An 11,496-nucleotide genomic window follows, 5' to 3' on the forward strand; every position below is an offset into this window, starting at 1 on the left:
TTCTCTCTTTTGGCATAAAAATCACCCCACTTGTTATTCAGTATACCATACTGTCTAACAAATGGGGTGCAGTTCACAGGCTGTGCGATGGCTCTTTTTTGTTGGCTTTTAGTCTTGTTCCTGTTCAAACTTTAGAAAGTTTCCGGTAGCAGCGTCGATTTCACAATCATATTCGGTGCGTCCGCTGATAAATTCCAGTTCATATACGATACGGCCGTCGTCCTCATCCTGCTCCAGCTTCTTCCAGGTGACCTCGGAGTCACTAAGCCCTGCCTTTTGAAGCGCGAGCTGTTGGGCCTGTTCCAGCGAAACGGCAGTGTCAGTAGACTGCTGCGGCTGCTGAGTCGATGGACTATCCGACTGCTGGGTCTGTGTGCTGTCCGTCTGTGTTTCGTTTGACTGCGGCTGCTGGTCGTCGGATGGCTGCTGGCTGTCCGCCTGCTGGGTGACCATCGAAGGAGCAAGGTGGGCAAAATCTTCGCTGACCTCGCGGTACAGCTTCTGGTTGTAGTCCTCGTCCTCGCCGCTGACAAAGACACTGGCGGTGGCGCCTTCGGACAGATAGCCCTTGCGGTTCATGGCGCCGATCAGCGCGTTGAGAGCGGTGTCCAGGTCGAGCCGTTCCAGATTCAGGTCATCCAGCACATCGGCGCCGTCGTCATTGAGCGGCTGAGCGTTGATGACATACTCATACCGGTTGAGCGAGAGCGAGATGCCAGGGTTGATGTCGATGGAGATGACCGCCTTGACCGAAAACCAGGTGTAGGCAAAAAATCCACCGGCGCACAGACAGAGCAGCAGTACAGCAGCGACCAGCCGTCTGGGCCACAGATTGCGCCGTGGATACTGCCGCGGCACAATGTCGTCCACCATCTCCAATGGAACGATGGGAGCTTCCGCCGCCTGTTTGCAGATGTTGGGAACCCGTTTGGCAACTGCCTTTGCGATCATGGATTCGATCTGTTCATCGGACAATGTTTTTTTGTTGTGATCTGGCATGACAGTTACACCTCCTTGCGGGACGAAGGTTCTTCCAGCAGAACCTTGCGCACCTTTTTGAGTGAGCGGGCATATTTGGAAAGCACGGTGGACAGCGGCAGTCCGGTGATCTCGGCGATCTCGCGGTGCTTCAGTCCTGTGACAGCGTGCAGCACCAGAATCTGCCGCTCCTGCTCCTCCAGCACCTGCATGGCCTGCTCCATCGCGATGGCTTCCTCGGTGTCGTGGTCAAAGGGAGGAGCGGGCTGTTCGATCTCCTCGGTGGGAATCTGACGTCCGGCTGCACGCAGGCGAGTGAAGGCAAGATTTTTGGTGATAGTCAGAATCCATGCCATCGGTTTGCCCTGCGGCACATACAGATGGGCAGCACAGCGGATCTTCAGATAGGTGTCCATCATCACATCCTGCGCCTCATGATGATTTTTGGTCAGCGACAGCGCATAGCCGTAGATGGCGCTGTCGGTGGCGCGGTACAGCGATTCAAAAGCAGTCTGGCTGCCCAGCGCAATCTGAGCCAGCATCTGTTCCAGTTCCTGCGGATTGTTGGACGGACGCAGCGGCTGGAAGCGGTTTTCCACCAGCATCATTGTCATGAGCATCTTGGTTGGCTCCCTCCCCACGAAAAAAGTTGCGGTGACAGATAAAAAGGTTCAGGCAGTATGGACTGCCTGAACCGCTCGTTTGTGAATTCAATACAGGAAATCTCGCTTGTGAAAGGATGACTGAGCGTTCAGGCGGGATTGCCCAATGGTTTTAGTATATCAGGGGAAAGGGAGATTTGCAAGTTTTTTGCAGCAGGTGGCTTAATGATCCCTTTCGCTCTTGAGGATGCTGCCGCTGACAGCGTCGATGGTGTACTCATATTCGGTGAAGCCGTTGCGGAATTCTACTTCGTATTCGGCGCGGCCATCGTCGTAGTCAAATTCTGCCTTGGAGAAGTAAACCTGGGAGGAAGTAAGGCCGGCATCAGCAAGAGCGATCTCTTTGGCTTTGTCCGAGCTGATGTAGTTGGTGCTGGTGGTTGTTGCTGGAGTGTAGCTGCCCTCTGCATCGCAGTCGTAGGAGCGGATGGTGCCGTCAGCAGCAGCGATCTCATAGTCGTATTCCTTGTTGGAGGTGAAGAACTCGACGTCGTAGACCAGTCTGCCGTCGTCATAGTCGCGTTCCGCCTTGATGAACGATACCTGGGAGGCGGTAAGGCCAGCGTGCTGCAAAGCGATTTCCTTGGCCTTTTCTGCGCCGATGTCGCCGGTGGAGGTTGTAGTGGTTGTAGTGGAGGAAGCAGCCTTCTTGGTGGTCATGCTGAGTGTGTTGTCCTTGACGGTGACGTCGTAGCCGAGAGCGTCAGCCATTTCTTCAGCTGGGAGGTAGACATCGTCATCGAGGATGAGCGGATAGTTGGTATCGTCGTCATCCTTGAGGCTGACGGAGGTTCCATTGACCTGTACCTTCATAGCGGTATTCTGCTGAGCGGTGACATTGCGGTAAACAGAAGCTGCGCCTACCGAAGCGGTGGTGAGCAGGGTAACAGCGGCGAGTGCGATAACGGAGAAGCGTTTGTTCATTTTTTTCATAAGATAACGTCCTTTCTTTGCCTTTCAGGGGCGTCTGATGGTTGATAGAGAATATGTTGAAAGATCTTTCTGTTTTTTGTTTTGGAAGGAAGTTGTTTTCCCTTCTGCCCTAATAACTGGCGAGCACCTTGTTTTATTGCATCGGGAGAAAAATTTTTTTCAAAAGTTTTTGCGGGTTCTTTTGAGAATATTTTTGTCCTTCTGCCTTAATAACTGGCGAGAGCTTCGTTTTATTGCAACGGGAGAAAATTTTTTTCAAAAGTTTTTGCAGATTCTTTTGAGTGTTTTTGTCCTTCTGCCTTAATAACTGGTGAGAGCTTCGTTTTATTGCAACGGGAGAAAAATTTTTTCAAAAGTTTTTGCAGATTCTTTTGAGTGTTTTTGTCCTTCTGCCTTAATAACTGGCGAGCGCCTTGTTTTATTGCAGCGGGAGAAAAAATTTTTCAAAAATTTTTGCGGATTCTTTTGAAGGTGTTTTTATCCTTCTGCCTTAATAACTGGTGAGCGCCTTATTTTATTGCAGCGGGCATAAAAAAATACCACCTGTTTTTGACAGGTGGTATTTTTATCTGTTCTAAGCAAGACCGATGATACGGAGCAGTTCATCGGGATGGTTGGGCTTATAGGTGGCGTCGATGGTATCAGGGTAGAAACAGCCCCAGACTGCCAGTGCAAAGTCGCATCCGGCTGCTTTGGCACAGCCGGCATCGAACTCGCTGTCACCGACAAACAGCACCTCGGACGGCTGCAGCTGGTGTTGCTGCAAAAAGTAGAACATCGAGTCAGGAGCAGGTTTCGGGTGAGCAACCTTGTCACAGGTGACGATGGTGCTGCACAGCTGCAAAAATGGCTCCTTGATGTAGTGTTCCAGGTCGCCCATCTCCCTCGAAGTGCGGGAGGTGTTGACTCCCAGCAGGATGCCGGCTTCCTTCATGCGGCACATCGCAGGATAGATTCCCTCGAACAGCTGGGCATTTTTGGCAAGCTCCATGATGTTTTCAATCCAAAGCTGCTCAAACCGCTCGGCCTGATCGTCGGGAATACCGAAATAGCGGATCGAATTCTGGGCGGTCATGCCGTAGCTCAGCTTGAGCTCTTCCTCGGTGGCCTCCCGTCCAATCATTGCCACACAGGTGCGCTGCAATGCCTCCAGGTTGTAGCGGGAGTCGACAGCGGTGCCGTCCAGATCAAAGACCACCGCTTTGTATTTTCCGTTCTGCATAAGTTCCTCCTGTTATTACACAATGTATCATAAATTCTATTCTCATAAAAACAGCGAAGACTGTTTGGATGCCTTCGCTGTTCAGATGCTATTTTGTCAAATGTCCAAGGACGACGCGGTCGTTGCCGCCGTAGTCCGAGATGATGCGCACGCGGTCAAAGCCATTTTGCTCCATCAGCGCACGGACAGCCTGTCCCTGCTGATAGCCGACCTCGAACAGCAGCCAGCCGTCCGGTTTGAGGTAACTGCGGCAGCGGTCGGACAGGATGCGGTAGAATTGCAGTCCGTTTTCTTCCGCCTCCAGTGCCATGCGCGGCTCCTGCAAAACCTCCGGTGCCAGCGTCTGCATTTCGTCGGCGCTGATATAGGGAGGGTTGGCAGTGATGAGGTCAAAGGACTGCTGCGGCTGCCATTGCAGCACATCCGCCTGTACAATCGTGAGATTGCTGCAGGCGTGGCGCTCGGCGTTTTTGCGCAGATAGACAAGCGCTTGATCGGACAGCTCCACAGCGGTCAGCTGTGCGCTGTCAGGCAGATGCTGGCTCATGGCAATCGGGATGCAGCCGGTGCCGGAACACAGGTCACAGACCTGCGGTGCAAACAGTCCGTCACACAGCTCCATTGCTTTCTCCACCAGCACTTCGGTGTCGGGACGGGGAATCAGCACACCTTCGCCCACATAGAACGGCAGACCGAAAAACTCCCACTCACCCAGCAGATATTGCAGGGGATAGCCGGTTTTCCGGCGGGCGACCAGCTGCTGAAAGGGAGCACAAATCTCCTCTGCGCATAGATCGTCAAAGTGGATGAGCAGCGCCGTGTGGGACAGTCCGCACAGATGTTCCAGCAGCAGCTGGGCTTCGTGCGGTGCAATGCCCTGGCGACAGGCGTCAGCAAAAAGTTCCCGATAGGTCATGATTGCCTCCTTGTGTTGCTACGGGAAATTCCCGTACCTTCCGACAGAGAATACTAATAGTAAAATGATAGATGAATTATACTAAAAAACTTGATTAAAACAGTGCTTCGTTTGGATTTTCAGGGATGACCCGTTTCATCGAAGCGATTGCTACCTCGATCATGCTGTCATCCGGCTCCTTGGTGGTCAGACGCTGGGTCCAAAGTCCAGGCGCCGACAGGATGCGGGTGAACAGATTGTCGTGGCGTCCGGCATACTTGATGCACTCATAGGACAGCGACATGATGATCGGCAGGCACAAAACCTTCAGTCCCACACGCATCCAGACGTTGTCCCAGGTGACAAAGGAGGACACCAGGATGGACAGCAGCAGCACGATGACCAGGAAGCTGGTGCCGCAGCGAGGATGGAAGCGGGTGTATTTGCGCACGTTCTCCACCGTCAGCTCCTCGCCGTGCTCATAGCAGAAGATGGTTTTGTGTTCTGCGCCGTGGTACATAAAGACGCGGTGGATGTCGCTCATGCGGGAGATTGCTGCCAGATAGATGATGAGGATTGCGATTTTGGTCAAACCTTCCAGTGCGGACAGTGCCAGCGGATGGGTGATGGTTCCTCTGAGGAGGTTGACAAAGGTGGTGGGCAGAAATGCAAAGAAGAACAGCGCCATTGCCAGCGAGAACAGCAGGATCAATCCTTCCAGCACCGGCATGAATTTGTCGCCCAGCACCTGACGCATCTTCATCTCGAACTTGGAAGGCTCCTCGTCCTCCTCGTCCAGACCTGCCTTTTCGGCGGCCTTCATCAGGCTCTGATAGCCGCAGGTCAGCGACTCGACAAAATTAAAGATACCGCGGATAAACGGTGTTTTTTTATACCATTTGTTTCCGTCAGGGGTAGCCCACTCCTCGGTGCTGATGGTGTTGTCGGGCAGCCGCACCGAGAGGGCGGTCTTTTTGGGGCCGCGCATCATGACGCCTTCGATGACCGCCTGACCGCCGATGGAAGTTTTGATTGTACAACTCTTTTTCTGTTTTTCCATGGGACAAAGAACTCCTTTATGTAAAAATGTGATTCTACGATTTTTGACAAAAACAGTATATCATGAATTTGTGAATAAATATAGTCCCTTTTTTCGGTGAAAAGCACAAAATCGCCCTGTCTGCCGCGATTGGCAGACAGGGCGAGAGGATGGTTACAGCTTCTTTTCAAAGATGTACCGCTGCGGCTCCATTCCAAGCGACCGGTAAAATTGCAGGGCAGCTCGGTTAAACTCCCAGACCATCAGGTCAAGACGGGAAGCACCTTTTGCTTTGGCAAGCTGCTGGGCACGCTCCATCAGTGCCTTGCCGATGCCAAGGTGGCGGAACCTCTCGTCCACACACAGGTCATCAAGGTAGGCGATGATGTCCTCCACCATACAGGATTTATTCCGGATAGTGACAAAGCAGATACCGGCGATCTGTCCGTCCTGTTCGGCGGCAAGGCAGATTGCTCTGTCAGAGCCCACCATCTCCTGATACTGTTCAGGAGGGAGCGGATGTTCCAGCGGGATAAACAGGTCAGGACGGGCATCCAGGTGAAGTTGGTGGACCTGCTGCATCAGCCGATCCACCGCAGGATAGTCCTCATTGTGCAGAGGGCGGATGTTCACAGAGGTCACTTCCTTTGCAAAGGCTATTCTTCGTCAGGAGTCTGCGGGTCAAACGAGCGGGTCTGTTCCATCTCCTCCGGTGTTTCCACCGGAACCAGGGAGTTGGCACGGCGGTCCTGCTCTATCAGAAAACGGGCGTACAGCATCGCGCTCATCGAATAGTATGCCGAGGAATAGAGCATCGGCAGGATGAGCACCGAGCTGATCCACCAGCCGATGAAGGACAGCTGAAAGACAAAGATCTCATCGTGCAGTCCACGGGTCGCATGGATGGAAGCGCGGATGGCTTTGCCGACGGTGGTTTTGCCGTCGAGCAGATAATACTTTGCAAGGAAGTATTTCTGCACACGGATCAGCAGGAACAGCAGCATGAGGATGAACAGCGCACCGGACAGCACCAGTGCCAGGCTGCCAACAAAGGCAGCACCGGAGAAGGTGCCGTATCGCAGGATCTGTCCGCCCAGTACAAGGCCGGCGGTTGGGACGATCAGATAGAGAACGGAAGACAGCAGCACGCGGACACCGACGTTAATAGCCAGCCACAGCGAGCGGAAGAACATCCGGCGGTTGGCAAAGCAGCAGAAGATGTTCAGAATGTCCTCCGAGTTGCCGTCGGACAGGGAGTAGTACCATGAGGTGATGCCCAGTTCCAACGGAATCAGCAGGATAAACGAGCCGATCGACATAACGACGCTCAGCCCGAAGGAGAGCAGCCAGGTGTCCGATACTCCCTGAATCAGTGAGGCGGTTCCCACCGGCACCTTGAGCAGCATGTTGGCGATCATCTCGATGATGATGAACAAAAGGTAGATGGCGCAGCTGAGCAGAACAATGGCCATAGCCTTGCCCCAGTTGTTGCACAGACAGCGTTTGGCGTTGTATTTAATCTGTTTGCGAAGCGTCATAGCAGAGAATTCTCCTTTTTCTAAAATCTAGGTTTGCCCGAATTCAGAAAGGATTATTCAAAGAACATCTCTTCTCCGTCCTCATAGTATTTTTTGTTGGTCCAGTGGTCCTCTGGATTCATCGGGATAGCACACAGCACCTCGAACACCTTGTCACGGCTCCAAAGCTCAGGAGTCATGATGATGGTGTAGCAGGCGCCGGCATGACATTCCCACTCGCCCATCGGGTGACGCGGAAATCCCATCAGTGCAAGCATCGACATAATCATGCCGCCTGGAATGACCAGCGCAGCGCTGTGGACAGCGTTTGCCATCATGTCATTGAGGATATCGTCCAGACCCTTGATGACGCGGCGCATAAAGGTCAGACCGTCCTCACCTTCCGGAGGCGCATTGTGCATGCTGTCACGGCTCCAGGCGATGAAGGTCTCATCATTTTGCAGCTCATCGAGCGTCTTGCCCTCGTACACACCGAAATCCATCTCCATCAGCTGCGGGACGTCGAAGGTCTTGTAGCCAGGATAGAGGATGTGTGCAGTCTCCCGACAGCGGCGCAGAGGAGAGGTATAGATCTTTTCGACCTGCGGATAGTCCTTGTCCTTGACAAATTCTTTGAGTGCGTCCACGCCTTCCTGACAGAGCGGATAGTCGGTCAGTCCCACATATTTTCCTTCCAGATTGGCGCGGGTGATTCCGTGGCGGAACAGATGAATCTTGTAAGTCAACATAACAAATCGTCCTTTCTGTATTCAAAAGGTCGGCTCCAGTCCTTTCGGGGAGATTCGACCCAAAAATTTCTTTTCTGATGAAAAAACACTTTACAAAGGGTTTTTGGTATAATATAATTTACACTATGTAGATAAGAGGTGCTAGTTTTTCAGTGGCAGACTTTATCACGCATGAGTAAGGAGGGGTACACATGAATGCCGATTTTCCACGGCTTATTACGCTTTTGAGGAAGGAAAAGGGGATCAGCCAGAAACAGGCTGCGGCAGAATTTGGTATTTCACAGGCACTGCTCAGCCACTATGAGAAGGGAATCCGGGAATGCGGTCTGGATTTTCTGGTCAAATGTGCGCGGTTCTACGGGGTTTCCTGTGATTATCTGCTGGGAGTTTCGCCGGAGCGAAACGGACGCCAGCTGACGGTGGAGGATATTCCCGAACCGGACAGCTCCAAGGATGTCATCTTCAAGGGCAACATCATGCCGATTTTAAATAAAAAGCTGATCTCCAACTCGCTGAGCATCGTATACGATCTGGTGGGAAAAAGCGAGTCCAAGCAGATGAACACCGAGATTTCCAACTACCTGATGATGGCGGTTTACCGTGCATTTCGCATCCTGTATTCGGCAAATCCCAAAAACGAGAACACCATGTTTTCGGTTCCGCAGGAGCTGGTCAGCGGCTACTGCCACGCATCCATGATGGTCAGCGAGGCAAGAGCACAGCAGCTGGCACAGGGCTCGGACAAAAATCCCGACCGTGTGCGCAACATTGATGAGATGAAGATCACCACCGAGTATCTGATGCAAAACTATCCTAAGCAGTCGCAGGCACTGCTCAATCTGATTCAAAACTCGGAGAACCGATTGGGCTTCCACGACCACGATTAGAATACAGGTTTTATTTTATCATTGCAATGTAAAAAAAGAAAGACTCTTTTTATGAACATCCCGAAAGAGTTGTGCGAAAAACAAAAACGTGCGAAATTTTCGCACGTTTTTTGTTTTGCATAATTTTAGAGAGACAGCGGCAGAGTGATGCTGACAGTGGTGCCGATGCCTTCGCGGCTGTCGATGCTGAGCACACCGCCGTGCATCGACACAATCTCGTCGGCAACAGCAAGTCCGATGCCCGAGCCGCGTCGGGTGGCATTTGCCTTGTAAAAACGGGTTTTGATCTTGGGCAGATCCTCGGGCGCAATGCCGATGCCGGTGTCCTGAATCAGGATGATGGCCTTGTCGTCACCGGTCTTGACCAGAATGGTGACGCTGTCGCCCGCATCGGAATATTTGATGGCGTTGTCCAGAATGTTGACAAACACCTGGCGCAGGCGGTTGGGATCACCCATGATGGGCAGGATGTCCATCGGTTCGTCGTAGTGCAGAGCGATTCCTTCCTGACGTGCACGCTCGGTGAACATCAGTACAGCGTCGCTCAGCTCAGCTACCAGGTCGAGCTTGGTCAGGGTCAGCTTCAGACGTCCGCTCTGTAGGCGGCTGAAATCGAGCAGCTCCTCGACCATGCCGGACAATCGCTCGCTTTCCTTGATGATGACGCCGATGCCCTTGCGGGTGGTCTCACGGTCTACCGAATCGTCCATCAGTGTTTCTGCCCATCCCTTGATGGCGGTGAGTGGAGTGCGCAGCTCGTGGGATACCGAGGAGATGAAGTCGTTTTTCATCTTTTCGTTTTCCTGCAGCTCCAGCGCCATCGCATTGATGGCGTCGCACAGCTCGCCGATCTCGTCGTCGGTCGTCTTGGTCAGATGGGCGGAAAAATCACCCTTGGAAATTTGCAGGGCAATTTTGCGCACCTTGTCGATCGGGTTGATGATCGAGTTGATGAAGTAGGAGCTGGAGAGGATGACAAAGAAGATGATCGCGGCGCCGACAACACCCGCTGCCGCGATGAGCATGTAGATCTGCCGTTTGACGGCGGTCAGCGAAACGACGTAGCGCAGCGCCGACAGATTGGAGTCGTCCATCGAGGGAGCCAGCAGCGTGTAGGCAAGGACGCTTTCGCCGTTGATCTTGTCAAAGGCGGAGGCATCCCTCGACGGGCTGGTGAGCGCCTCGGTGTAGTCGGGCATGTCGGTTTCATCGGCGGGAGAAAAGCCGCTGGAGGTGATGATGACCTTGCCGTTTTTGTCGATGGCCATCAGCTCCATGTGGTCGCGCTCGTCAAAGTCCTCGACCATCTTGCGGACCGAGGCGGAAAAATCAACGGTGTTGTCCTCGGAGTAGTTGACCAGACTGGCATTTTGTACAGTCGCAGTGTTTTTCATCACGCTGAGGACACTGTTGTAATAATAGTTGCGGATCGCAAGGGAAAATGCGATGATCAGCGCTGACAGAAAGATGAGAATCACAAGAAAGTTGTTGTACAGCCAGCGCTTGGTTAGCTTTTTGGTAGGCAACCCAATACCTCCCGTTTCCTAAGTTTGTCTTACAGGTTTATTCGGGGACGCTCCATTTGTATCCGTAGCCCCAGACGGTGGTCAGGTATTTGGGGTTGGAGGGTTCATCCTCAATTTTCATGCGCAGACGGCGGATGTTGACATCGACAATTTTGACGTCGCCGAAGTAGTTTTCGCCCCAGACCTTGGAAAGCACGGTGTTTCGCTCCAAAGCAACGTTTGGATTTTTGAGAAAACATTCCATGATCTGAAACTCCACCTGGGTCAGGTCGATATTTTTGCCGTTTTTGGTCAGTGTGCGGCTTCGCTCGTTGAGCACAAACGGACCGGAGCGAAGCTCATTAGGGTCCTCTACCGGCTTGGCAGCGACCATGTTGACCCGTCGGTGCAGCGCATCGACACGGGCGACCAGCTCGGCAGGGCCAAAAGGCTTGGTGACATAGTCGTCAGCGCCGAACATCAGCGCGCCGACCTTGTCCATCTCCTGGCTCTTTGCCGAGAGCATGATGATGCCCACGGTGGAGGAGCGCTTGCGGATCTCCTTGCAGACGGTAAAACCGTCCTTGCCAGGCATCATGATGTCCAGCAAGCAGATGTCGAAGTCGCCATTGTTTTCGTCAAAGACGCGGATTGCTTCGTCGCCGTTGGGCACATCGACCACTTCGTAGCCATTGCGCCGCAGATTGATTACCACAAAGTCGCGGATGACATCTTCATCTTCCGCAACGAGAATTCTTTTCATAAAAAACCATCCTTTCTAAAAAATGTTGTCAGTTTGTTCGATGGGAACTAGTCTAAAAAGAAGAACATTTCTTCGGTCAATTCCTCTCTGGTGATGGCAAGATCACTGTTTGAGGCAGGGATATAGGCGTAATATTCAAACAATCCCTTCTGTTCGATCAGCTCGAAGTAGTCGGAATCAAACTTGTCATGGTAGTCCTTGGCGGAGTAGACCCGCAGTTTGAGCAGCATGGTGGAGGTATCTCCCAGCTGACCGGTGTAGGCAAAGAAGCTCCACTCGCCGTCCTCCGGCTGTACGACAGCGCTGACTGTCCCCAGCCATCGCTGTGGAAAGACGATCATGTAGC

13 protein-coding genes are annotated in these 11,496 nt (G+C 52.7%); 1 reads left to right on the forward strand and 12 read right to left on the reverse strand.

Annotated elements, in window-relative coordinates; genetic code table 11:
- Positions 1-108: 108 nt before the first annotated feature.
- From Q0L39_RS08215 to Q0L39_RS08255, 9 genes are all read right to left on the reverse strand, one after another.
- Positions 109-999, reverse strand: coding sequence for a PepSY domain-containing protein (locus tag Q0L39_RS08215; protein WP_296628250.1), 891 nt, complete (start codon positions 997-999; stop codon positions 109-111).
- 5 nt (positions 1,000-1,004) lie between these two features.
- On the reverse strand, positions 1,005-1,598 hold the full coding sequence (locus Q0L39_RS08220; RefSeq protein WP_296628251.1) for an RNA polymerase sigma factor: 594 nt from the start codon (positions 1,596-1,598) through the stop codon (positions 1,005-1,007).
- A gap of 204 nt (positions 1,599-1,802) precedes the next feature.
- Positions 1,803-2,573 carry a PepSY domain-containing protein gene (locus tag Q0L39_RS08225; RefSeq protein ID WP_296628253.1) on the reverse strand — a complete coding sequence of 257 codons (771 nt, stop codon included), beginning with the start codon at positions 2,571-2,573 and terminating at the stop codon, positions 1,803-1,805.
- Positions 2,574-3,147: 574 nt separating this feature from the next.
- Positions 3,148-3,795, reverse strand: a complete 648-nt coding sequence (locus tag Q0L39_RS08230) for an HAD family hydrolase (RefSeq protein ID WP_296628255.1) — start codon at positions 3,793-3,795, stop codon at positions 3,148-3,150.
- An 88-nt stretch (positions 3,796-3,883) separates the two neighbouring features.
- Entirely contained in the window at positions 3,884-4,711 is an 828-nt protein-coding gene (gene prmC, locus Q0L39_RS08235) for a peptide chain release factor N(5)-glutamine methyltransferase (protein ID WP_296628256.1), read from the reverse strand.
- A gap of 94 nt (positions 4,712-4,805) precedes the next feature.
- Positions 4,806-5,750, reverse strand: coding sequence for a DUF1385 domain-containing protein (locus Q0L39_RS08240; protein ID WP_296628258.1), 945 nt, complete (start codon positions 5,748-5,750; stop codon positions 4,806-4,808).
- Positions 5,751-5,903: 153 nt separating this feature from the next.
- Positions 5,904-6,362 carry a GNAT family N-acetyltransferase gene (locus Q0L39_RS08245; RefSeq protein ID WP_296628261.1) on the reverse strand — a complete coding sequence of 153 codons (459 nt, stop codon included), beginning with the start codon at positions 6,360-6,362 and terminating at the stop codon, positions 5,904-5,906.
- Between the two features lie 23 nt (positions 6,363-6,385).
- Complete coding sequence (locus Q0L39_RS08250) at positions 6,386-7,267, reverse strand: DUF975 family protein (RefSeq protein WP_296628262.1); 882 nt, start codon at positions 7,265-7,267, stop codon at positions 6,386-6,388.
- A 53-nt stretch (positions 7,268-7,320) separates the two neighbouring features.
- On the reverse strand, positions 7,321-7,995 hold the full coding sequence (locus Q0L39_RS08255; RefSeq protein WP_296628264.1) for a histidine phosphatase family protein: 675 nt from the start codon (positions 7,993-7,995) through the stop codon (positions 7,321-7,323).
- A gap of 191 nt (positions 7,996-8,186) precedes the next feature.
- Between Q0L39_RS08255 and Q0L39_RS08260 the strand changes: the two genes are divergently transcribed.
- Complete coding sequence (locus tag Q0L39_RS08260) at positions 8,187-8,882, forward strand: helix-turn-helix domain-containing protein (RefSeq protein WP_296628266.1); 696 nt, start codon at positions 8,187-8,189, stop codon at positions 8,880-8,882.
- A gap of 125 nt (positions 8,883-9,007) precedes the next feature.
- Here Q0L39_RS08260 and Q0L39_RS08265 read toward each other — a convergent pair whose 3' ends face one another.
- The 3 genes from Q0L39_RS08265 to Q0L39_RS08275 all read right to left on the reverse strand — a co-directional run.
- The gene (locus Q0L39_RS08265) at positions 9,008-10,408 is read right to left on the reverse strand and encodes a HAMP domain-containing sensor histidine kinase (protein WP_296628267.1); all 1,401 of its coding nucleotides are present in this window, start codon (positions 10,406-10,408) and stop codon (positions 9,008-9,010) included.
- Positions 10,409-10,445: 37 nt separating this feature from the next.
- A complete protein-coding gene (locus tag Q0L39_RS08270; RefSeq protein WP_296628269.1) occupies positions 10,446-11,150 on the reverse strand; it encodes a response regulator transcription factor in 705 nt (234 codons plus the stop codon).
- A gap of 47 nt (positions 11,151-11,197) precedes the next feature.
- Positions 11,198-11,496 (reverse strand): hypothetical protein (locus Q0L39_RS08275; protein ID WP_296628271.1); only part of this gene is annotated, 299 nt, incomplete at its 5' end.

Origin of the sequence: uncultured Negativibacillus sp. (assembly GCF_944388365.1) — a bacterium.
In the GTDB taxonomy this organism is placed as follows: domain Bacteria; phylum Bacillota; class Clostridia; order Oscillospirales; family Ruminococcaceae; genus Negativibacillus.

Excerpts from the sequence above, each read along its gene's own strand:
- Q0L39_RS08215 (WP_296628250.1), bottom strand. The coding sequence starts at position 999 with ATGCCAGATCACAACAAAAAAACATTGTCCGATGAACAGATCGAATCC.
- Q0L39_RS08220 (WP_296628251.1), bottom strand. The coding sequence starts at position 1,598 with ATGCTCATGACAATGATGCTGGTGGAAAACCGCTTCCAGCCGCTGCGT.
- Q0L39_RS08225 (WP_296628253.1), bottom strand. The coding sequence starts at position 2,573 with ATGAAAAAAATGAACAAACGCTTCTCCGTTATCGCACTCGCCGCTGTT.
- Q0L39_RS08230 (WP_296628255.1), bottom strand. The coding sequence starts at position 3,795 with ATGCAGAACGGAAAATACAAAGCGGTGGTCTTTGATCTGGACGGCACC.
- prmC (WP_296628256.1), bottom strand. The coding sequence starts at position 4,711 with ATGACCTATCGGGAACTTTTTGCTGACGCCTGTCGCCAGGGCATTGCA.
- Q0L39_RS08240 (WP_296628258.1), bottom strand. The coding sequence starts at position 5,750 with ATGGAAAAACAGAAAAAGAGTTGTACAATCAAAACTTCCATCGGCGGT.
- Q0L39_RS08250 (WP_296628262.1), bottom strand. The coding sequence starts at position 7,267 with ATGACGCTTCGCAAACAGATTAAATACAACGCCAAACGCTGTCTGTGC.
- Q0L39_RS08255 (WP_296628264.1), bottom strand. The coding sequence starts at position 7,995 with ATGTTGACTTACAAGATTCATCTGTTCCGCCACGGAATCACCCGCGCC.
- Q0L39_RS08260 (WP_296628266.1), top strand. The coding sequence starts at position 8,187 with ATGAATGCCGATTTTCCACGGCTTATTACGCTTTTGAGGAAGGAAAAG.
- Q0L39_RS08270 (WP_296628269.1), bottom strand. The coding sequence starts at position 11,150 with ATGAAAAGAATTCTCGTTGCGGAAGATGAAGATGTCATCCGCGACTTT.